The sequence below is a fragment of the Acinetobacter sp. AOR14_HL genome, from assembly GCF_027855175.1.
GTDB lineage: Bacteria > Pseudomonadota > Gammaproteobacteria > Pseudomonadales > Moraxellaceae > Acinetobacter > Acinetobacter calcoaceticus.
Genome location: NZ_JAKTII010000006.1, coordinates 1 through 21,906 on the forward strand (window position 1 = coordinate 1; position 21,906 = coordinate 21,906).

At 31.4% G+C, this 21,906-nt stretch carries 20 protein-coding genes and 1 pseudogene; 9 read left to right on the forward strand and 12 right to left on the reverse strand.

Annotated features, from left to right (window positions below):
* The first annotated feature begins 50 nt into the window (after positions 1 to 50).
* The 4 genes from MKL38_RS06900 (at position 51) to MKL38_RS06915 (ending at position 4,208) form a co-directional block, all read left to right on the forward strand.
* Positions 51 to 560, forward strand: a complete 510-nt coding sequence (locus MKL38_RS06900) for a helix-turn-helix domain-containing protein (protein ID WP_270902241.1) — start codon at positions 51 to 53, stop codon at positions 558 to 560.
* Positions 561 to 565: 5 nt separating this feature from the next.
* Complete coding sequence (locus tag MKL38_RS06905) at positions 566 to 1,435, forward strand: IS3 family transposase (RefSeq protein ID WP_270902571.1); 870 nt, start codon at positions 566 to 568, stop codon at positions 1,433 to 1,435.
* Between the two features lie 572 nt (positions 1,436 to 2,007).
* Complete coding sequence (locus MKL38_RS06910; RefSeq protein WP_270902883.1) at positions 2,008 to 3,096, forward strand: YjgN family protein; 1,089 nt, start codon at positions 2,008 to 2,010, stop codon at positions 3,094 to 3,096.
* Between the two features lie 20 nt (positions 3,097 to 3,116).
* Positions 3,117 to 4,208 carry a M48 family metallopeptidase gene (locus tag MKL38_RS06915; RefSeq protein ID WP_270902884.1) on the forward strand — a complete coding sequence of 364 codons (1,092 nt, stop codon included), beginning with the start codon at positions 3,117 to 3,119 and terminating at the stop codon, positions 4,206 to 4,208.
* 153 nt (positions 4,209 to 4,361) lie between these two features.
* On the opposite strand, the gene MKL38_RS06920 is transcribed toward MKL38_RS06915, so the two are convergent.
* The 12 genes from MKL38_RS06920 to MKL38_RS06975 form a co-directional block, all read right to left on the reverse strand.
* Positions 4,362 to 4,685 (reverse strand): hypothetical protein, encoded by a 324-nt coding sequence (locus tag MKL38_RS06920; RefSeq protein WP_270902885.1) that lies wholly within the window; start codon positions 4,683 to 4,685, stop codon positions 4,362 to 4,364.
* Positions 4,686 to 5,070: 385 nt separating this feature from the next.
* The gene (locus MKL38_RS06925; protein ID WP_270902886.1) at positions 5,071 to 6,819 is read right to left on the reverse strand and encodes an FAD-dependent oxidoreductase; all 1,749 of its coding nucleotides are present in this window, start codon (positions 6,817 to 6,819) and stop codon (positions 5,071 to 5,073) included.
* A gap of 245 nt (positions 6,820 to 7,064) precedes the next feature.
* A complete protein-coding gene (locus MKL38_RS06930) occupies positions 7,065 to 7,352 on the reverse strand; it encodes a hypothetical protein (protein ID WP_270902887.1) in 288 nt (95 codons plus the stop codon).
* Between the two features lie 268 nt (positions 7,353 to 7,620).
* Complete coding sequence (locus tag MKL38_RS06935) at positions 7,621 to 9,054, reverse strand: mannose-1-phosphate guanylyltransferase/mannose-6-phosphate isomerase (protein ID WP_270902888.1); 1,434 nt, start codon at positions 9,052 to 9,054, stop codon at positions 7,621 to 7,623.
* A gap of 114 nt (positions 9,055 to 9,168) precedes the next feature.
* The gene (locus tag MKL38_RS06940; protein WP_270902889.1) at positions 9,169 to 10,248 is read right to left on the reverse strand and encodes a nucleotidyltransferase domain-containing protein; all 1,080 of its coding nucleotides are present in this window, start codon (positions 10,246 to 10,248) and stop codon (positions 9,169 to 9,171) included.
* On the reverse strand, positions 10,245 to 11,069 hold the full coding sequence (locus tag MKL38_RS06945) for an FkbM family methyltransferase (protein WP_270902890.1): 825 nt from the start codon (positions 11,067 to 11,069) through the stop codon (positions 10,245 to 10,247). Before MKL38_RS06945 ends, MKL38_RS06940 begins: the two co-directional genes overlap by 4 nt.
* Entirely contained in the window at positions 11,047 to 12,102 is a 1,056-nt protein-coding gene (locus MKL38_RS06950; RefSeq protein ID WP_270902891.1) for a glycosyltransferase family 2 protein, read from the reverse strand. Before MKL38_RS06950 ends, MKL38_RS06945 begins: the two co-directional genes overlap by 23 nt.
* Positions 12,103 to 12,137: 35 nt before the next feature.
* On the reverse strand, positions 12,138 to 13,190 hold the full coding sequence (locus tag MKL38_RS06955) for a glycosyltransferase (protein ID WP_270902892.1): 1,053 nt from the start codon (positions 13,188 to 13,190) through the stop codon (positions 12,138 to 12,140).
* Positions 13,187 to 13,603 (reverse strand): protein-tyrosine phosphatase family protein, encoded by a 417-nt coding sequence (locus tag MKL38_RS06960; RefSeq protein WP_270902893.1) that lies wholly within the window; start codon positions 13,601 to 13,603, stop codon positions 13,187 to 13,189. Before MKL38_RS06960 ends, MKL38_RS06955 begins: the two co-directional genes overlap by 4 nt.
* 31 nt (positions 13,604 to 13,634) lie before the next feature.
* On the reverse strand, positions 13,635 to 14,111 hold the full coding sequence (locus MKL38_RS06965; protein ID WP_270902894.1) for an NUDIX hydrolase: 477 nt from the start codon (positions 14,109 to 14,111) through the stop codon (positions 13,635 to 13,637).
* Positions 14,092 to 14,703: a hypothetical protein gene (locus tag MKL38_RS06970; RefSeq protein ID WP_270902895.1), complete on the reverse strand. Its 612-nt coding sequence runs from the start codon at positions 14,701 to 14,703 to the stop codon at positions 14,092 to 14,094. Before MKL38_RS06970 ends, MKL38_RS06965 begins: the two co-directional genes overlap by 20 nt.
* Positions 14,704 to 15,483 (reverse strand): hypothetical protein, encoded by a 780-nt coding sequence (locus MKL38_RS06975; RefSeq protein WP_270902896.1) that lies wholly within the window; start codon positions 15,481 to 15,483, stop codon positions 14,704 to 14,706.
* 343 nt (positions 15,484 to 15,826) lie between these two features.
* On the opposite strand from MKL38_RS06975, the pseudogene MKL38_RS06980 reads away from it, so the two are divergent.
* The 5 genes and pseudogenes from MKL38_RS06980 to MKL38_RS07000 all read left to right on the forward strand — a co-directional run bounded on the left by MKL38_RS06980 (position 15,827) and on the right by MKL38_RS07000 (position 21,901).
* Positions 15,827 to 16,764, forward strand: a pseudogene (locus MKL38_RS06980) (IS5 family transposase).
* A gap of 337 nt (positions 16,765 to 17,101) precedes the next feature.
* On the forward strand, positions 17,102 to 17,308 hold the full coding sequence (locus MKL38_RS06985) for a hypothetical protein (protein ID WP_270902897.1): 207 nt from the start codon (positions 17,102 to 17,104) through the stop codon (positions 17,306 to 17,308).
* Between the two features lie 90 nt (positions 17,309 to 17,398).
* Positions 17,399 to 18,481, forward strand: a complete 1,083-nt coding sequence (locus MKL38_RS06990; protein ID WP_270902898.1) for a hypothetical protein — start codon at positions 17,399 to 17,401, stop codon at positions 18,479 to 18,481.
* A gap of 2 nt (positions 18,482 to 18,483) precedes the next feature.
* The gene (locus MKL38_RS06995) at positions 18,484 to 19,737 is read left to right on the forward strand and encodes an HlyD family secretion protein (protein ID WP_270902899.1); all 1,254 of its coding nucleotides are present in this window, start codon (positions 18,484 to 18,486) and stop codon (positions 19,735 to 19,737) included.
* Positions 19,738 to 19,750: 13 nt separating this feature from the next.
* Positions 19,751 to 21,901: a peptidase domain-containing ABC transporter gene (locus MKL38_RS07000; RefSeq protein WP_270902900.1), complete on the forward strand. Its 2,151-nt coding sequence runs from the start codon at positions 19,751 to 19,753 to the stop codon at positions 21,899 to 21,901.
* Positions 21,902 to 21,906 lie beyond the last annotated feature (5 nt).

Below are 21,906 nucleotides of genomic sequence, written 5' to 3' on the forward strand. Positions count from 1 at the left end.
CTGAACTGCACCCCATAAGTTAGACTTTTTAAACTTATAAGGTGTGACCTATGCCAGTTCCAAAGCATTCAAAAGAGTTAAAACTCAAAGTAATTCAGGCTTATTTAGATGGTAGTAAAGGCTATAAAATTCTTTCCAAAGAGTTTAATGTAGATCTCCAAACCATTCGGTTATGGATTGAAAACTATAAGGCACATGGTACTGATGGGCTTAATATTAAAATTCAAAAAACTTATTATTCTTCAGAATTTAAAATCAATGCAATACAAATGCTTCTTGATAAGATACCCGTAAGAGAAGTAAGAAGACGGTTAAATCTGAGCGGGACGTCAATTTTAAGAAGATGGCTAGCTCTGTATCATAAAGAAGGGATTGCTGGGTTTAATACTAAACGGACTTATACCAATATGACTAAGCAAGATAAAACTAAAACAGTGAAACCAACAAGAGATGATAAAGACAAGTCTCAGCAAGAGCTCATTGATGAGCTTACAGCTTTACGCGCAGAGGTCGCTTTTTTAAAAAAGCTAAAAGCCTTAAAACTGAAGCAACGTACTTAAATTCAATTTGTACTGCAGACAGTGTTCAAATTATTTCAGAATTAAGGCAAATTTATCCATTAAAGCTCTTACTCAGTATTGCCAAGATAGCCCGTAGTACTTATTTCTACCACATGAAAGCTATACGCTCTAATGATAAATATACTGAGTTAAAACAGCAGATTAAGTCCATATACCATAAGCATAAGGGATGCTATGGCTATCGTAGAATTACTCTTGCTCTGAAAAGTACAGGAATAATGATTAACCATAAATGTGTATATCGACTCATGAAAACTATGGGACTTAAATCACGTATCAGAGCACTAAAATATCGCTCATATAAAAGTGGTTGTGTCGGGATAGTGGCTGATAACGTTTTACAACGGCAATTTAAAGCAAATCGACCAAATCAGAAATGGGCAACTGATGTAACGGAATTTAATGTGAACGGTGAAAAACTTTACCTATCCCCGATTATAGATTTATTTAATGGGGAAATTATTACATTCCGAATCCAACGCAAACTCAATTATGAGTTAGTAAAAGATATGCTCATTCATGCTTTGGCTAAACTTAAACGACATGAAAAACCAATTCTCCATTCCGATCAAGGATGGCAATATCAAATGGCTCATTACCAACAGCAATTAAAACAACAGGGTTTAATTCAAAGTATGTCTCGTAAGGGAAATTGTTTGGATAATGCTGTAATAGAAAGCTTCTTCGGAATATTAAAATCGGAGTGCTTTCATGGTGAAAAATTTCAATCAATTGATGAATTAGAGAAAACCATACAAGAGTACATTCATTATTATAATCATGAGAGAATCAAGGTGAAGTTACAAGGTTTATCCCCTGTACAATATAGAAATCAGTTTTTAAAAACTGCTTAATTAGCTGTCCAACTTTATGGGGTCAGATTATCCCGCCGCAGAGGGGGCACGAGGGTGCACACACCAAAAGTATAAAACCTTTAGTGCTCGTTTGAATCAGCCTGTCAAAGCCGGCTGGCAATGTGGCCAGCAGGCAAAGGATAGTGCTCTACCCTATTACAGTCAAGCATGCAAAATGACATTTGCTTTAAAATAGATCATTAAAAAGTAAGGATAAATAATGAGTGAGTTATTGTTAAAGAAGGGTTTATAACGGTATTGAAATTTATATAGATATATTAGTTTCGACAGGTAAGATTAGAATATAAAATGCTAAATGATGAAATGAATGATGTAGAAAGTTTCAGTTAGAAATCGCAATAAGTCACCAATATGCCTTTAAACCTATTATTTATACTTCTCTCGATCAGCTTTCTGCTCCGAACAACTCAATAAGAATATAATGGTAAAAATAGTTGTTTGCTTTTCATTCTATTTCTTTCAATTTATAAAAAATATATAATATTCTCAATAGTTTTCTAATTATCCATTACTTTCAATCAAGATCATTTAGTTTCAATAAAGAGAATAAAATGCAAGAACAAGCTTTACCCGCATCTCCTCAAGATTTGAATGAGGATCAAAATATTACGTCACCACCAATTTCTCAATCAGGAATTTATCATTTTAAGTTTCATGGTAAAGCTTCAGAATATTTTGGAATCTGGATCGTTAATATTCTTTTGACTATTATTACTTTAAGCTTATATGCACCGTGGGCTAAAGTTCGTCGCTTACGCTATTTCTATGGCAATACAGAATTTTTTGAACGTCGCTTTGATTTTACAGGCATTCCAACCAAGATTTTGATTGGACGTTTAATTGCATTAGGAATTTACGCCGTATTTGCAATTTCATCACAGTATTCAATGATTGCGACTGTGGTTGGACTAATTGCATTATATACAGCAGTACCTTGGCTAATTCGTGCTACTTTGCGTTTTACTGCAAGAAATAGTAAGTTCGGCAACGCACGTTTTTATTTTGGTGGAACGATAAAAGAATCTTATAAAGTCTTTCTTTTGAGTATATTGGTATATATTTTCACATTAGGAATCTTTACACCTGTAGCTATTTGGCTATATAAAAAATATTATCTAAACAACTTATATGCTGGACAATTAAATTTTAAATTAAACGCGAAATGGTCTGCCTATATGGCTGCAGTTTATATACCCGTTTTTATTGCAATTGGTATAATTGCTATTTTTTCAATCATTTACTTTGCTATAGCAGGAACAATTTCTGGTTTCTCACCGAACGCTGTAGTCTTCGGAATGTTTATGGTATATGCATTTATTGGATTATTTATTTATCCATTAATTGCTGCACGTCTTTTTATTACTACATGGAACAATACTACAGTTGGAAACAGTCAATTTAAAACAGACTGTAATCAATGGCGTTTTGCATGGATTGTAGCTTCAAACTGGATTGTAAAAATCTTAACCATAGGTTTAATGTCTGCTTGGGCTGCGGTTCGTATTCACAAATATCAGATTGAATCGATGAGTTTAATTTTATTAGATGATCCAGATCAAATGATGAATCTCGCTCAGCAAGAACAAAGTGCTTTAGCTGAAGAAATCAGTGATATTTTTGATATTGACATCTCTCTATAATAATCTGAGTTTAATAATTTATGTCCCAAGCAGTAGATATCATTTTCTATGATGGCATAGTGTCTAAACCTCACCGTGCTCAGATTTCAGCTCAATCTCAATCTGAAGTCCTCATTCAGTATGGTGAGCAATTAGAACAACAGCGTCATTATCAATATACTGATATGAAATTGATTGGTGCGCTGGGACAGTTACACCCAGTGATTGAATTATCTGATGATGCACGGATTGAATTTCATAGTGCATTACCTGAATGGTTTAATTACACAACTAAAAAGGTTCAACATTCGATCTGGAAATTTGAACGCTCTCCAGCTCTTATTCTTTTTAGTGTAATTTTTGTGATTACTTTTGCGATCAGTCTAGTGAAATGGGGTGTTCCAGCTACATCCCATTATCTTGCTTTTCAATTACCTGAGAATACTTTAAAGAAACTAGGCGATGAAGCCGAGAATTATGTATTAAATAATTGGACTGCACCCAGCCAATTAGCACAAACTCAAAAAGACCAAATTACTAAACAATATTTGAATACTATTGCTGAAAACAGACCAGCCAAATTAGTCTTCCGTAAAGGCGATCATTTAGGAGCAAATGCTGTAGCACTACCTAATAATACGATTATCGTCACAGATGAACTGATCAAAATGGCCCATACTAATCAGGAAATCTTAGGCGTATTAGCCCATGAACAAGGCCATTTGGTTTATCGCCATAGTTTGCAACAAGGGTTAACTAGTTTAGGCCTAAGTATATTATACATTGCAATGACAGGAGATAATTCAGACTTATTTACGTCATTACCTGCTGCTATGATTGGTGCAAATTACTCGCGTAAATTTGAGTCCGAAGCCGATTTATATGCTTTACAACTGATGGATAGGAAACATATCGAAGTCTCGCACTTCGCAAATTTCTTACAACGTTTAAGCGATACAACAGAAGAAGGTATCGATAAAAAAAATCAGTCCAACCCACCAACTTCTCAAGAAGAATCTTCAACTAATAAACTATCTACAGCTGTTCTTGATAATTTATCTTCTCATCCTGCAACTGAAGAGCGTATTCGAATGGTTCATGATTTTGAGAAAAAACAACATGCTAAAGATTAAATAGCAGAAAACGAAGATTCATTCCCAAGACACTATGAAATATAAAATTAAGCTGAAAACTAAATCTGCCCAACTCAATCCAAATTTCCATATGAGTTGCTAAGGACTAAAACTTTTTAAAGGCACACAAAATAATTTATAGGCTCACAGAGTCTATCTAGAAAATTTATGGTCTTTAGGAAGTGGAGCATCACATGGTTGATCCGTCTTTACATTGACCATTTTCACAGGCCCATCATTGTAGATTGTTACCTTACAGCCTTTTACGACATATTCCTGTTGAATGCCACCGTAAATTTCATCCTCAGATACAGCAGAAGCAACATCACACGCTTCGTCAGCACGGCATGCAGCCTCCCCTCCACTAGCCTCTACAGCTTCTGCTCCAGCAGCTTCCATTGCATCTCCAGCACTCTCCTGTACTTCAGCATCTACAGCCCGTATCTTTGCTGCATATATATTTGAAAGATTCATCATAAGAAAAATTGCAAAAAATAACTTACTACAGGGATTTATTAAATTCATGAATTATCCATATCTATTAATTTAAATTCAGCATATACCGAGATCGATTTTACTTTGCAAGTTAGGGATGCAAAGGGGTTAGTATTATAAGGAGCTATTCTACCCATAATTATACATATAGCAGCAATAGTTGACCCGAAAGAATTCTTCAAACAATTACAAGATATTGACCATTATGAGAGTGCAATTAACTACAAAATATAAAATTAAACTGAAATTTAATTCTGCCCAACTCCATCCAAATTTTTATATGGGTTGCTAAGTACTAAAAAACATTCACATAAAAAAAGCCCCTGCTTTCACAGGGGCTTTCGAATTTGGTGGAAGCGGTGAAATCCTAATTCAAACTAAGTATTGATGACATGGCTTTGTGCAATTCATTTTCCGCCGATTCAATTTTATTGCTTTGCCAAGCAATATAGCCATCTGGTCTGATCATTATGCAAGCATTTTCATCATTACCCCAAGAGCGAGAAAGTTCTCCATAAGAGTCTTCAACGTCTCTTTTTGGGCCTACTTGTATAACTTTAATATCCAAGTTGAGCTGGTTATTAAGTTTGTCTACAGCCCACTTCCACTTGTCACCTTGTAGCCAACAGAAAAGCGTAAACTTTCCATTTCCGATTAAGTCTAAGGTTGATATTTTTTTATGATTTTTGACTAGCCATGTATGAGGGAGTTTATGACCAGGAGTAAATGAGGGATAATAATGAAGATCTTCATCTCTACTAGAATCTATATTATTTTCAATATTGTACGCTGCTCCAACAATTGCTGATGAATGATAACGTACGTTAGTTTCTACGCCTAAGGCAGCAAATTCATAAGCTTTATATTCAATTGCAGATCTTAAATCACGGCGTTTAACAGCACCTTTTTCATTACCTTCGCTTAAGGTATTTATGCTTCCTTGCATCGTCTCTGTACTGTACTTTCCATCTAACTCTAAAGCAGAAAAGATTGTAGAGAACTCTCTAACACTTTGATTTGCTCGCTTAACAATTCGCTCGCCAACAGGTGCTCTTTCTTCATTAAAACTGTCTAATAAACCACTACCCGCTTTGCCATTTAATACAAATGCTAATTTCCAACATAAGTTATAAGCGTCTTGTATAGATGAGTTTGAACCTAATCCATTAGAAGGTGGATGACGATGGACAGCATCACCAATGCAGAAAACTCGACCTTTCGAGTATTGTTCTGCATACATTTCATTTACTGTCCATAACGACTTACTACTTATGCTTATTTCAATGTCGTTATCACCAATAAGCTGCTTGCAAATTGCAATTGCCTCATCATCGGTAAGAGATGGCTCTTCTTTTTCAATGTCATACCCCCAAACAATCTGCCATTCATTCCAAGGTCTGACCATACGCAACAAACCTAACCCAATCCCGCCAATGTTTGCTCCAGGTTGTATAATCCACCAGAGGTATCCAGGTCTATGCGAGACGTATTTGGTTAAATCGGCTTTAAAAATAATGCTGATACTGCCACTTTTCCCCATTTTACCTGCCATAGGTAAATCTAAATCTTTTACGACTTTACTACTCGCCCCATCAGCTCCGATTAAATACTTACATCGAATTAGGTATGTTTCTTTAGTCAGTCTATCTAGAACAGTAACTGTTACACCCTTCTCATCTTGTACATGAGATAAATATTCCGTATCAAATCTTGGGTGGCTTCCTCGTGATGCCGCATTTGAAAGCAAAATAGGTTCAAATAGGTGTTGAGGAAGATCACACTGTTCACAAGGGCTCGCTTTAGCGTACTCTGACATTCTTTCTGGATGATTCATTCCATAAGGAAAACGTCCAATTTCATCACCCGTTAAAGATGTGCAATAAACAACATCTCCCATAACTTCTTTTGGTGCTGCTTTTGCGATTACTTCATCAGATATTCCCAAATCTCGAACAATTTCCATTGTTCTTTGACTCATATAATGAGCACGAGGGCTGTTTGCCAGCCATCTATATTTAGTTATTATGATATTTCTAATTCCATAACTACTTAACATAAGTGCAGCAGAAGAACCAGCTGGACCACTCCCAACAATTAAAACATCAGTTTCTAACATTTTTATCCTATTACTTACATATTCTTGGTAGCTAAATCGCTATTGCATAAAATTAATGAAATAACCATTTTAGATATAATATTGCTTCAAAAAACTCTTTTAGATCATGCAGGTAAAAACTTAACAACATTACGTATTAAATAAGTCTATAAAAGTTATAAAGCAGATTTTTAATCAAGATTTCTTATATCAACATAGTTCAGTCTTTTAATAAATATGGCAAAGTTTTATGAGTTTGACTTAATTTAGTTAACATAATGTATTTCCTTTACTTCTTCATTTAAAATTTTTAATGCAGTTAGACAAACATCTAAATATTGCTCATCTTTAATATTTCTATGGTAAGAGTCATAAATTCTTATGAGCACACCATTCCATTTAAATTTTCCTACATAAGGTTTTGGTTGACAGGATGTATTATTATAAATTTTTCGCCCCCAATAATCTGTCGTACGATTATAATATTGAGGTGAATACATAAATACATTAAATGCATAATCCCTATCAAAATCATTTTTCCAGTCTTTTGCCAATAATTTATTAACATCTGTAGGCCATCTGATTTTAAATCCACTATCTCCTTGATACTCTCTTGGTATTAACCAAAACCGACCACTACGCTTTATTAAAAAATATTTACGAGAGTCAAATTTTGGTAGTCGTGCGAAGTCTTCTTGTGTATAAGAGTCAAACTCTTCAGCTAGCCTAATCCTTTCCCGTTCAAGTAATAATTAATCACTATGTTGGATAAGATACAAGCTTGTACATTTTATTATAAAAAATAAATATAAGTATAAAAAATTACACACGCCCATAATCATCTTGGAATCTAACAATATCATCTTCACCCAGATAATCACCAATTTGTACTTCTACTAATATCAATGGAATCGGATCAGGGTTTTCTAAACTATGTATTACTCCGATAGGTATAGTTATATTTTGATTTTCTGAAATAAAAAATTGTCCATCTTCTTTAGTTACTTTAGCACGTCCCTTGATGATGGTCCAATGTTCACTCCTATACTGATGCTTCTGTAATGACAACTTTGATTTAGGATTTACAGTAATGTACTTAACTTGATATCCCTCGCCCGAATCAAGACATCTATATTTCCCCCATGGCCTCATCACTTCATTATGCAAAAACAACTCTTTTCTATCTTTCTTAGATAAATAATCAGTTATTATTTTAATTTCTTCGGATTTGTTCTTATCTGCAACTAAAACTGAATCTTTTGTTTCAACTATAATTAGATCATTAATACCTAATGCTGTAATCAGTCGACTATTTGCATGAATATAATTATTATTACAATTTGCTAAGACAACATCTCCGCTACAAGCATTATTATAGGAATCTTTTGAAGCATGCTCCCATAAAGATTGCCATGAACCTAAATCCTTCCAATCAGATTCCAAACAAACAACTCCTGCCATATTAGTCTTTTCCATAATTGTACAATCAATTGAGGAAGCTGGGCAGGAATCAAATAACTCCTTGTCAATCCAAATAAAACCAAAACTACTTTTACGTTTTAAAAATACCTTACTGCAAGCTTCAAATATATCAGGTCTGTATCTATTTAATTCACTAAAAAATAGAGGGATTTCAAAGACAAAAATCCCAACATTCCATAAAAAATCACTACAATTTACATATTCTATAGCAGAATTTAATTCAGGTTTTTCAAAAAAAGATGAAACTACGTAACAATTATTATTAATTTCTTTTCCCGTTTTTATATAACCATAACCAGTATGAGGAGAACTTGGTTTCACTCCTAGTACCATAAAAAGATTCTTTTTTGCATAAATTAAAGCCAACTCAATACTTTTCGCAAAGGCATAGACATCAGCAATATAATGATCTGATGACACAACACAAACCACAGGGGAAATATCTTTATATAATTCCTGAGCCTGCAACATGGCTAAAGTAATAGCAGGAGTGGTATTTTTACCCATCGGCTCAAGGATAATTGAAGCATTATTGATATCTAACTGCCTTAATTGTTCAGCTACCAAAAAGCGATGTTCTTCATTACAAATAATAATAGGAGGCAGAACTCTCATTCCAATATTTTCAAATCTTTTAATTGTTATCTGTAACATTGATAAATCTGAATCAGTTAAATTCAAAAACTGTTTTGGATGAAAATTTCTAGATAAAGGCCATAAACGGCTCCCCCCTCCACCTGCCAATATAACAGGGAGAATTACATCATTACACATATCAAATCCTTAACACCGCAAAGCATTTTACAATATTCAAATAATTCGTCATTGCTTATTACAATATTAATTAATAAAAAATAAAATAATTTTAGTCCGCTAAATTAATTATTTCTACTCAATATTATTACCAAACCTCTTTTTAATACATTGATTAAAGCTGTTAATATCTTCATAGACAACTAAGAGCTCTAAATCAATTAACTTTTGTACCAATTCTAAAATCTGTTCCTGTTCCTGTTCCTGTTCCTGTTCCTCATCAAATTTAATGATCGGCCTTAAATCTATTAAACAACTTAAAATAGATGCCATTTCTGTAGTTATAGTTATAGTTTTTTCAGAAGTTCTAGCGCCCCATATAGTCCCCAACTTAAAAACTAATAAATCAGGTACTGTTACACAAAAGTCCCCATACTCTTGACGAATTAATGTGATAAGTCTTTTATTAAGTGGTTTTAAATTGAATATTTTTGAATTTACCTCAAATTGTATGTTCTGCCAAAATCTAATAGCTTCAGCAAGCCAATTTATAATTTTTACTTCATCAACACATATCCCGTAGTAATACCTTTTAAAACCTTCAACAATAGAACGACTAATAATTTTATTTTTATTTAATCGCTTTAACAACCATTTTCGTCGGCCATATGTATCTCCTGTTATAGCTGATAAAGCTTCTAATTCAGTTTGGAGCAGAAACCTAACAAAATCTACAGAAATAACATATTCACCAGCAGAAAGTACTCCAATGAGATCTTCAAAATTAGCCGCCGCAACTCTTCTATAATCTAAAGCCAACTGATTTCTATAAATATCATGTTGTATATTAAGAAGAATCTCATCCCAAATACTTTCACCAAGAATTGGTTTGGCGCACACAAAACGCTCAACATCTCTTTTCATTCCATCATTAAGCCCAACATATTTTATTTTTTCATAAGTCCGGATAAAATTTAAAGCAGATTCTTTTGTATGCCAAAGTATTTCTATACGCTTATTTTTATATTGAACAACCGAAAATTCACCAATCGCTACATCATTTTTTTCTGATTGAGTAATAGCAATTATATCAATATCAGAGTAATTATTTGCTACACCTATACTTTGTGAACCAGATACTGCCAAACTGATAATATCATTATATTTTCTTTTACTCACATACTCTAAAACCAAGTCTATTATATCTTTTCTCATTTAATATCCTCCGTATAAAAATTTTTCCTACATGCATGTAAATCATGCCATCCAGGCTTACCTAAAATCTTCCTAAGCAAATAAGATATTTTAGGAAAATTTGCTTTTGCATAATCACCAACCAAATGATGTCTTATAATAACTGGTATATATTTAATAAATGCAAATCTTATTCCTAACCAAGAGTTAGGTAATTCTCTACCAAAAAGTCCACTACTTGCCCAATTAAAATATGGATCAGCATAACAACCTTCTAAAGAAGGATAGGGCGGTTTTTGCTGATGTACTAAATGTTGAGGTATCAGTTTAAAATTTTTATACCCTAATTCATTTATCAGCTTAAATTCATTTACTACATTCCAAATAGAAAATTTTGACAGTTCAAAAGATATAAAATATGGTAATTCGTTACTTTCTTTTAAATCAAGCAATGCATCGTAATCACTCCCTTCTATATCAATTTTTATATAATACGGACAGCCATATTCTTTTATTAATTCTAGCAATTTAATGCAACGGACATTTTCCTGTACACTTAATGCACCCATTTGGTTATTTCTATCCAGCCAACTTTTTTTTGTGGTACTCCACTGTGTATTTTTTATATTCTTAAAAAGAGTCATTTCATCTTGATCACTACCGACGATTGCATTAATGACTACTAATTGATCACTTTCAATTTGGTTCTTAAATTTTTCTCTAGCTAGATCACATAAGTCATTATTAGCTTCAATGGCGACTACTTTAAAACCTTTACGCAAATAGAAGTCAGTATCTGTACCATCATGCATACCAATATCAAATATCAGATTTAAGTTCATTTACATTTCTTTTTTCAATTGATTTTTCGTTCAGCAAAAATAATTCTACCTTGCCAACAATCAAGCCTACTATAATAAAAAAATCTCTAAATGATTTTATCACGAACCATAAAAAAAACGTTTTTTTCGATCTAACAAACTCTAAAAACAAATAAACAAGAATAAATAAAAAAAATAACTTAGATAGAAATAAAGAAAGAAAAAATACTACTAATAATAAAATAGGATATAAAAAAAAATATTTCCAATTTGCCCATCTTGTTTTATTATAAAAATTTACTCCATGTTTGTTTTGCATAATAGCAATGCCCCTACCTGAAGCAATAGACTTTTTCATTAATTGTAAAACTGAAAGAGGATGTTTATGAACTACACAAAACTTAGAAATATAATGTGTTGAAATATTATTTTTCTCTAATATCAATTGAAAATCAACATCTTCAAAACTACATCCTTCAAACCTTTTATCAAAAATTCCAAATTGAAGAGCTAAGTCAATTCTAACTCCCATATTGCCCCCTGCACATAGTGCAAGAGGTAACTCTATTGTCTCTTTATCATTTGATAATAATTTTATTTTACTAGACTTTCTAGATTCACGTTGACGTATAAATCCACCCAAAGAATCACTTGAGTATTCTTTACGAGGACCAAAAAACATACCGCTTTCAGGGAAATATTCTAAATGATTTAATAATGCTTGGATCCAATTATTCTCTGGAAAACAATCATCATCCAAGAAAATCAAATGGGTAGCTTTAAATTCTGAATAAGCTATTTCTACAAGAGCCTGCCTCGACTTCCCAATTGAACATTTTTGATTTGGAATAAAGCAAGTTTCACCTAGATTTTTGATTTTCTCACTAGCAATTTCTGTACTTTTTGTTTTTCCAGCTGAAAGGAATACGATTATTGGCATATTAAAGAGTTTATTTTCTTTTAACAATCTAATGATTTCGTAAACATTTTCATGGCGTTCATAAGAAATAATACCAATAACTGGTGATTTTTTTCCCTTGATCGAATTCAACATTTTTTAGCTCTAAACTTAATTAAATTTCAAATAATTTATTTACTATATATTTCGTATATTTCCTGCATTAGCTTATTAACTGTATTTGAGGTCGAGTAATCCATTGCTCTATTTCTCGATTCAATTGACATAAAATTAACCCTATCACTTTGGACAATATCGTATATTTTTTTTGCAATTTCACTATCTGACAATTCGCTTTCAACATATAAGCCTGTTACATTATCCAAAACTCTTTCTTTTAGTGCTGCAACAGGTGAAAGGAAAAGTATACCTCCTAATGCTGCAGCTTCAAGAGCCGATATACAGCACATTTCCTCATATTCTGTTATATACAATAAATATTGGCATGAAGAAAGAACGGATATATATTTATTTCTTGGAAGTGCCCCATGAAAAAAGATTCCATTATTACTATGAGAAAGTTGACTCTCATGTTTAATGGAGAGATCCTGTTTTCTAAAAGTATTAGATTGACACTCTGAATAACCCCATAATGTATAATCAGAGGTTATATCAATAGTTGCATCTGGGAAGTACTCTCTAATTAATGGCCAAATACTAAGAACTCTAGATAATCCACGATAAGGTATTGAAGTATGAGCAAAAGAAAGCGGGCGCTTGACAGTGTTTAAATTAAATAAACTATCATCAACACCACATGTGCCTATATAATATTTAACATTCGGATCAAATTTATGATGTAGCAGCTCAAATTGGGTATGAGATACATACCAAATTAAATCACAAGTATCTGGTGTAATGTAATTCGTATTCTCTATTGTTCTATCCCCAAGATAAAGAATTTGTACTTTCGCTAACCTTGGTCCTTTTAATAACTCTGGCTGTCTACAAGCAATAAGAACATCACAATTGACTTCTGAGGAAATATAATCATTCCAATGTAGAAATTTAATATTATCAACTTCTTCCTTATTGGTATCAGATGAGTAAATAACTACTTCATGCCCAATTCTGCTTAAATACTCCCCCCATAAGACAATAGTAGTTTCATTTCCACCGATTCCTTTAAAAAAAGCTGTTTTAGAAATGAGTGACGAACGAGGAGTTAGGAAAATAATTTTCATGATAATATTTTTTTAGACCAAACTTCTAATTTATCTAATGCACCAAAACCAGGAAGCGGGAGATTCCTTAACTTCTTATAATATTCTATTGCATCTTCAACAGTATATCCCTCATTAACTAAATATAAAATTGCAAAAACACCACTTCTATCTATTCCACTATAGCAATGAACTAAGATCTTCTTACCCTCAATAATTAATTTGTTTACTAGAAGTATAAGTTGTTTTATATCCTCCCCATTGAAACTTTCTTCCCAATAAGTAAGAGGGTAATGTAAAGTTGCCAATTTAGATTCTGTAGAGCGACGTAACGAAATAATTTCATCTACCTGTAAGTGTTTAAGTATATCTACATTCGGCTGAGGACCAATCCAAAGTTTTTCATTCAGTTGAGTATAAGATGATACATTCATAAATTTTTCCAAACCCATTCTTATAACAATCTTATTTATATTTGCTCACCAGTTCCCATAGTTTTTCAGCATCTTCAAGCTGTTGGATCCCATGCTCTCCCCAATTAAGCAGTTCAGCAGCTTTACTCGGATTTACGTAATCACGTCTATAGATTTTACCAGTAACGGGATCAGCACATGATGGTAACAACTTACCAATATTTGCAATAAACCTTAACTGCGAAAATAATCTCGTTCCATTTTCATTTTTCTCAATCACAGATACACATCCAAGATACATTGGATTAACAATTTCAACTTGTGCTTCTTCCATACACTCTCTTTTGAGAGTTTCAATCCATGTTTCATTATTTTCAGGATGTCCTCCTGGCAGATTAAATCTCCCTTGATCATCCAATATTAATATTTTACCATCATCTGAAAATAATATACCGTACACCTGTTCAACAGGTATATTCTCAGAAGGCCATTCCATTTTCCATTTTACATCATATGTGGTTTTTGACATATTTACTCTCCACTATCTCTAACATTTGATTAGATAATATGTTAGGGTTATCACTATTATTGAAAAACAACATATATCCTTGCCTAGAGCATAGAAGTCTGTATGTTGCAATTAGTCTATTATATTTTTTAAAACCTAGAGAACTGAACCGATAATAATCTCTCTGATCCTGACTTCCAGATTTCTTATATCTTTCAAAACGAATATTAGCATTAGCATGTAGAAAGAAAGAAATATCAGGTTGGATAATAAACTTCTTAAATAAAAAGAAAAAAAATATCCCCCAAACTCTCTTATAATTAACATCATAAGCATGGACACGCGACCAATATGTTTCTTGCAAGAAAATTATATTATCATCTTGCTTATTGCTAAAAAAATCAATCAAATATGCAAGATGAAAAGTAAAGTATTTTACAATTGGCCGAGTAGTTTCTCTTTGTGCATACTCCACAATATTAGCAAACACTCCACCAGAAAGTGAAGTACGGCTTTTATGAACTTGATAACCTTTTTTAATTAGAGACTCTTCTAATAGGGAAATTATTGTAGACTTTCCTGAAAAATCAGCCCCATCAATTACAACAAGCATCTACTTTCTCTCTAATTCAAAAAAATTATCATTAGAAGGTTGTTCTGATATAACAGTAATTAAATGATCTATAATTTCACTTATAACCACATCTAGTGTTTTTTTATCAGTTGGAATTATTAAACATTCTCTAGATTGATATAATTTTTTAAAATTCTCACAAAAAAAATCAGTTACAGTCTCAGTCGTACATGTTTTTCTATCAATCAATGTTGGGCTTTTTCGATTATACAATCTATCGCTACGAGTAGCATGAGAGGCAACTAGTAAAATTCTAGCATCAAATTTTCTATAAAAATTTCTAAAAGATAATGAAATTTTGGCTAGGGATTTAAGATTAAATGTTAATCCATATGCAATTACTCTATCCACATGAGACTCACAAATAAGAATATCGTAATCATTCTTTATAAATGAAAAACCTCTATCAAAAAAAGCTGATATCAAGTATAGGCTATTCAATAACCCACTTGAATGTGACTTATTTGCATCTAATTTGCACAACCATGAATGAAAAAAAGAAGGACTAATTAATCCCTTACAACACAAAACCGATAAACCTTGAGATTCAAGTAATTTAGAAAGCTCCTGAACAGTAGTAGATTTACCACATAAATCTGGACCATCTATTAGAATAGTAACAGGATACTTGGAAGCATGAGATCTAATTTTACTCACAAAATAATTTTCTCTTACTTCACTCTTGTTCCAAGAGTTTTTTCCCACGATAATATTACCGAGCTTAGCATCATTTAAAAAATCCTTTTTAACTTTTTGCATAATAAGACCCTTTAAGGAAGGTTGTTTTTTTGATTTTCAAACACTTTCACCAAAAATGAATATTGATTTTTAAGAAATAATTAATAGCAAGTTTAATAAATCTTCATTATGAATACCAAATATACCAGAACTATTTCTAACTACTATATTTTATGTATTAAATAATACTTAAAATTAAATCTTTGAACAATAAAAATTTAGATTACGTTTATAAATTTACTAAAATTTCAGCCAATATATCCAATCTCATTTCAAAAATTTTAAACTATCACATAAATCACTTGTTTTTGGCTTTGTTGCACAAATCTATCGCTGAAGGCTTCTTCAACAATATAATTATTAGATGAATAAGCCTGTATCTAAAATTTATCATACGACCAATTGGTCTTCTTACAATCAAACTTTAAACAATCGTGGAAATAGCTCGATTTGGTTTGATCCTACGACTCAATGGTATGAACAAGAGAGTATTAAACAAGGACTAAATCAAACCTATTCTGATGCAGCCATTCAATGTTGTTTAATGATCAAAGTTTTGTTCCGTTTAACTTTACAAATGATCACAGGATTTACTTAAAGTCTCATTCGCCTTTGTGGATCAGATTGGGCAGCACCAGATTACTCAACTCTTTGCAGAAGAAAAGGCATATTGATATTGCAATTACATACCAGCCAAGCACAGATGGGCTTCATCTACTTGTGATTCTACTGGTTTGAAATTTTTAGATGAAGGTGAATGGAAGCGTAAGAAACATCAGCCTGAATACCATCAACAACGGCAAAAACTTCATATAAGTAAAGATACTTAGACCCTACAAATACAACCTGTTCAGCTTACAACAAACAATATGAGTGATTAACAAGTGCTTAATGAGTTGCTTAATCAAATCCTACAAGATGAGTCTATTGACTCCGTATAAGCCAATGGTGCTTATGACACCAAACGATGCCGTCAGGTCATTTCGGATCGTCAAGTACAAGTGGTGATTCCACCTAGGAAAAATGCAAAGCTATGGAACGATAAAAAAGTTGAGTTCTTTAGAAAAAAATGAAGTATTAAAAACAATCAAACGCTTATATAGAATGATTTGGAAAAAGTGGGTTGGTTATCATCGAAGAAGTTTGGTAGAAACTAAGATGCATCGCATCAAATTATTGGGCAATAAATTCAGTGCTATGAATTTCTAACGCCAAGTAAACGAGATTCACGCACGTATAGCAGTGCTCAATAAATTTACTGAATTAAGCAGATCTCACACCCAAGTTGTGGCTTGGATTTAGTAAGGTTTGATGAAACCAGTTTTTGAAATATTTGCGCAACAAAGGTCCACGAAACTGAATTGTAAATTGAGTCTGTCACCCAATATCATCGGTGAGTAGAGTGCGTACCATTGAAAAATATACGACTAAAAAGGTTATGACTCACTCTTTTAAACCTTTAAAAACGAATTTTTCTAATGAGGACATGCCCTAGAATAAAATGTAAAATTTCCTTAACAGCAGAATTGTTTTTAAGAAAAATCTATATTTAGAAACCTTTAAATATTGTTTAGCAAAATATAATTATGATAATATTTTTTAGTGCGAAAATTCGCATCTTAAATATAAGGAAAAACATATGAAAAATGAAATTTCTTCAAATCTAACAATTGAGACTAAAATGAACAGTGTAAGTATTGAAAGATTAGATTCTGGCAGTGCCAATTATGACGATCTCGTTGATGCTTTTGCACGAGAATTGACAGCAGATGAAATTTCATTAATTTCTGGTGCTGTAAAAATTGGAACCTATTATTGTGGCGGTGTGGGTTACGTTGGTTGTTAATTAACTGCGAGAAAGTAAAGCTTTTTCATTAAAGCTTTACTTATATAAAATATGAAAACTGAATTAATATACCCTTTTCAAGCTCAATTCATGAAGAAAAACTTAATGTTTCTAACATTTTGTCCAGTTGATTTTCTTGACAGTGACAATAGACCTGTATTAGAAAACCGATCATTAATCTATAAAACTAAGAGTACATCATTTAGAAAATGCCCCTATAAGGACAGTAGAGCAAATACACAGAAGTTAATAAATTATGATTCTCTTAAATCATTCATGCAACATAAAGAAAAAGTATATGAAGTTCTAAAAAAAATATGCTCTACACTTGGTCTCATCCTTACAGATAAGGAAAGAAATACAATCCAAAGTGTCTATTTTACTAATTATGTATTATACAAATTAGCTAATTTGTCTATGCTTAAGAACTTTAACAATAATGAAATAAGAATACCGGTAGAATATTCAATTATTTCAAGAATTTCACATGGCGTTATAAATTTTATTCATGAAATCTCGTATGAGATATGTTCTGAAAAAAAGGAATTTCAAATAACCTTCGATAATTTATATAGCTTAGCAAATGAACGTGGCAATCTTATAGATACAAAAGGAGCCTGCGCAGCTCCAGGCGAAATAATTAAACAGTATTTTTCAGTTATAACTGATTCATTAAAATTACCTACACTAGATAAAGACAATCTATTATTTATTAAATATGGATATTTAAACTTTCAGTTAGAATTAATAGCATTGATCTATGAAACTATACGCGCAAAACTGTGGCGTAGCTATAACAAAAATTATGAGATGAAAATAAATCTTCAACCTAAACCACTTTTTGCCATTAATTATTGCATGGTTGCACATAAAATTTCTAAATTTAAAAATTCTTTTGAAAATTATTCATTCACAAGAACCTATACACTTTATATTCCAATGCCAAACTTAGGAGGTGTCGACTTAAATCATCTTTTAAAAATAGCTAAACAATTAGAAAGTGAAATAGATGAAAAACCGTTATTACCTAATTCAGAATTAATTCTAAATTTTAAAAAATTGGTTAATTTATATTTTTCAAATTTAGCTAATGAAATGAAAGTTTTTAATTTTAAAAATGAAATAATAGCAAATCATATTGATATTTTCTTTGGCGAATGGCCTACGTTATAACTATGAAAGATCCAAAAACTTTATTTAGAAAGAATGCCATTGAAGCAAAATCTAGTAGAAACAGTAGATTAGGAGAAATAGTTTTTTTCTATCCTAATAGTTATTACATTGTTTACTTTTTCATTTTTTTAATCATAGTCGCTTTAATAAGTTTTACTTTTTATTGTACTTATTCAAAGAAAATTACTGTAAATGGTGAACTTATGTCAAAAGAAGGCCTTGTTCCAGTATATCTTCCCAAATCTGGTTTTGTAATAAAAACTTTTATTAGTGAAGGGAGTATGGTATTAAAACAACAGCCGTTACTTTCTATATCAAATGAAAATTATAATTACAAAGATATCAATGAAACCTTAGAAGAAAATTATAGTAAAAACTTGAATATTTTAAATAATAAAAAAAGTTTAACTCAAGAGGCTAATTCAACTAAAGAAAATACATATAAAAATGAGATACAGTTATTAAAAAATCAACTAACCACCATTACACAGCAAATAGAGTTCTTAAAGAAAAAAAGCACAATTACACAAAAACAAATTTTGGATTTTACAAATGGGCGTAAAGAAGGTGCTTTATCATTGTCTGAATTAACACAAAAAGAAACAGAATATTATGATATTGAAATTAAAATTAAGGATTTAGAGCAACAATATATTAAAACTGAGCTTGAAATCAGTTCAAAGAATAATGATTTAAAAAATATACCCATTGATGAACAGATACAAATTAACTCAATTGATAGTGAGATAAATAGTTTAATTAATGACAAAAATGAAAAAAATATTAATTCTGAAATAATCGTAAAATCACCAATTTCAGGAAATATTAGTGCATTACAAGTAAAACCTGGCACATATTATAATAACTCTAAACCAATGGCAATTATCGTTCCAAAGAATTCTGAAATTGAAGCAATCCTACTAGTTCCCAGTACTTCAATTGGCTCTATTAAAATTGGTGATCCAGTTAATTTAAAATATTCAGCTTACCCCTACCAGCAATTTGGTCAAGGTAAAGGGAAAATATATTTTATATCAAATTCATCACTTTCTGCTGATGAGTCAAATTTATCGGATAGACAGAATATAAATGAACCAATGTATATTGTTAAAGTAAAACTAGAGAAAAAATTTCTTAGTTTAAATGGAATAAATTATATATTGAAACCAGGTATTAAAACTGAAGCCAATATAATTATTGAAAAAAAGACAATAATACATTGGGTTATAGATCCAATCGTAAGCATATTTGATTAAGGCAAGATAAATAATGGACTTTAAAAGAATATCTTTTGGTTATCAAATCAAACATACTCCTGTTATTCTTCAAACTGAAGCTACAGAATGTGGTTTAGCTTGTATAGCAATGCTTGCAAATCATTATGGAAATAATATCGAGTTAAGAGAATTAAGGCAGCGCTTCCCTGTTTCTTTAAAAGGCATGAGTTTAGGTGCATTAACAAGAGTATGTAGACATTTAGATTTAACAAATAGACCTTTACGGGTGAACTTAGCAGCTTTAAAGCAAGCAAGATTACCTTGTATTTTACATTGGAATTTTAATCATTATGTAATTCTATCAAAAGTAAGCACAAATAATGTTACAATTATTGATCCTGCTTTAGGTGTTCGAACCATAGATTATGATCATTTGTCTAGGGCATTTACTGGTATATTAATTGAAGTCTGGCCTAGTCAAGATTTCCGAAAACAAAAAAAGAAAAACTCTTTAAAATTAAGTAGTATTCTGGGAAATATTAGAGCGTTAAAGAAAACAATTTTTATTATTTTTTTACTAGCTATTATTTTAGAATTAATAGTAATAAGCTTCCCTTTTTTTATTCAATTAGTTATTGATAACTCAATCTCAACAAAAGATACTAATATTTTATTAACTTTAGCTTTAGGATTTTCTATCTTATATCTTTTAAAAAACATTATAATATCTATTAGATCTTGGTTTATTATGTATGTAGGAACACTACTTAATATCCAATGGAAAGAGAATGTCTTTAATCATTTAATTTCCCTTCCTATAAGTTTTTTTGAAAAAAGACATGTTGGCGACTTAACTTCTAGGCTTTCTTCAATTGATATAATTCAAAGAACCTTTACAACTTCTTTTGTTGAAACTTTTCTTGATGGAATATTATCTTTAATAATTATTTCTATTTTGATGAGTTACAACTTCACTTTAGGGATTTTGGTAATATTTAGTGCAATTATTTATATATGTATAAGGTGGTTTTGGTTTTCCCCTATTTGGAAAGCAACAAAAGATGAAATTATATATAATGCTCGTCAGCAAACTCATCTTCTTGAGACTATGAGAGGCATTAGACCTATTAAACTTTTCAATAAAAGCTTGCAACGAAAAGATACATGGATTAGTCACTTTATTAATCAAACCAATGCTAAAATTACAACTCAAAAAATTGAAATTTATTATAATTTTACAAAAAATATAGTATTTGATCTTCAAAATATTATTGTAGTTTGGTTTGGTGCAACATTAGTAATAAAGAATAATTTAACACTAGGTTCATTTATTGCTTTTATCGCCTATAAAACTATTTTTGATACACGTGTTTCATTATTTATTGACAATATCATTCAATTTAAAAATTTGAGATTACAAGCCGATAGATTAAGTGATATTGTTTTAACAGATCCTGAAGAATTATTAGAAGAAATATACCAAGATGAAATATTTGATGGAACGGTAGAGTTAAGAAATATTAGTTTCCAATACTCTTTATACGAAAAAAATGTTTTAAATGACATTACTTTTAAAGTTGAGAATGGAGAAAGTGTTGCATTTATTGGCTCTTCGGGTTGTGGAAAGTCCACTTTATTTAGTGTAATTCTTGGTATTTTAACTCCTACTTCTGGACAATTAATAATTGGTAATGTTGATATAACAAAAATAGGATTAGCGAATCTACGTAATTATATTGGGATTGTTATGCAAGATGATCAGTTATTTGCAGGATCTATTGCAGAAAATATTACTTTCTTTGATGAAAATCCTGATGATGAATGGATGAATGCATGTGCCAAAATCGCAGCAATAGACTCAGAAATTTTATCTATGCCAATGAGATATCAAACACTTGTAGGAGACATGGGAACAGTACTATCTGGCGGGCAAAAACAGCGCATCCTATTAGCTAGGGCATTGTATAAAAGACCCAAAATATTGTTATTAGATGAAGCTACAAGCCATTTAGATGTCTTGAAAGAACGTAACGTTAATGAGGAAATTAAAAAACTTGAAATAACTAGATTAATCATTGCCCATAGACCAGAGACAATTTTATCCGCTGATAGAGTTATTTTAATTAAAAATGGAAAAGTTGAAAAAGAGTTAAAAAAAGATGAAGTACACCAATATCTTAGCGAAGAAATTTTAAGTGAATAGCCAGG

What these genes read in the sequence shown, in the direction of transcription:
- MKL38_RS06985 (WP_270902897.1), top strand. Translation starts at nt 17,102, where the DNA reads ATGAAAAATGAAATTTCTTCAAATCTAACAATTGAGACTAAAATGAAC.
- MKL38_RS06955 (WP_270902892.1), bottom strand. Translation starts at nt 13,190, where the DNA reads ATGAAAATTATTTTCCTAACTCCTCGTTCGTCACTCATTTCTAAAACA.
- MKL38_RS06945 (WP_270902890.1), bottom strand. Translation starts at nt 11,069, where the DNA reads ATGAACTTAAATCTGATATTTGATATTGGTATGCATGATGGTACAGAT.
- MKL38_RS06990 (WP_270902898.1), top strand. Translation starts at nt 17,399, where the DNA reads ATGAAGAAAAACTTAATGTTTCTAACATTTTGTCCAGTTGATTTTCTT.
- MKL38_RS06960 (WP_270902893.1), bottom strand. Translation starts at nt 13,603, where the DNA reads ATGAATGTATCATCTTATACTCAACTGAATGAAAAACTTTGGATTGGT.
- MKL38_RS06915 (WP_270902884.1), top strand. Translation starts at nt 3,117, where the DNA reads ATGTCCCAAGCAGTAGATATCATTTTCTATGATGGCATAGTGTCTAAA.
- MKL38_RS06900 (WP_270902241.1), top strand. Translation starts at nt 51, where the DNA reads ATGCCAGTTCCAAAGCATTCAAAAGAGTTAAAACTCAAAGTAATTCAG.
- MKL38_RS06935 (WP_270902888.1), bottom strand. Translation starts at nt 9,054, where the DNA reads ATGTGTAATGATGTAATTCTCCCTGTTATATTGGCAGGTGGAGGGGGG.
- MKL38_RS06975 (WP_270902896.1), bottom strand. Translation starts at nt 15,483, where the DNA reads ATGCAAAAAGTTAAAAAGGATTTTTTAAATGATGCTAAGCTCGGTAAT.
- MKL38_RS06950 (WP_270902891.1), bottom strand. Translation starts at nt 12,102, where the DNA reads ATGTTGAATTCGATCAAGGGAAAAAAATCACCAGTTATTGGTATTATT.
- MKL38_RS07000 (WP_270902900.1), top strand. Translation starts at nt 19,751, where the DNA reads ATGGACTTTAAAAGAATATCTTTTGGTTATCAAATCAAACATACTCCT.
- MKL38_RS06940 (WP_270902889.1), bottom strand. Translation starts at nt 10,248, where the DNA reads ATGAGAAAAGATATAATAGACTTGGTTTTAGAGTATGTGAGTAAAAGA.
- MKL38_RS06920 (WP_270902885.1), bottom strand. Translation starts at nt 4,685, where the DNA reads ATGATGAATCTTTCAAATATATATGCAGCAAAGATACGGGCTGTAGAT.
- MKL38_RS06925 (WP_270902886.1), bottom strand. Translation starts at nt 6,819, where the DNA reads ATGTTAGAAACTGATGTTTTAATTGTTGGGAGTGGTCCAGCTGGTTCT.
- MKL38_RS06965 (WP_270902894.1), bottom strand. Translation starts at nt 14,111, where the DNA reads ATGTCAAAAACCACATATGATGTAAAATGGAAAATGGAATGGCCTTCT.
- MKL38_RS06995 (WP_270902899.1), top strand. Translation starts at nt 18,484, where the DNA reads ATGAAAGATCCAAAAACTTTATTTAGAAAGAATGCCATTGAAGCAAAA.
- MKL38_RS06970 (WP_270902895.1), bottom strand. Translation starts at nt 14,703, where the DNA reads ATGCTTGTTGTAATTGATGGGGCTGATTTTTCAGGAAAGTCTACAATA.
- MKL38_RS06910 (WP_270902883.1), top strand. Translation starts at nt 2,008, where the DNA reads ATGCAAGAACAAGCTTTACCCGCATCTCCTCAAGATTTGAATGAGGAT.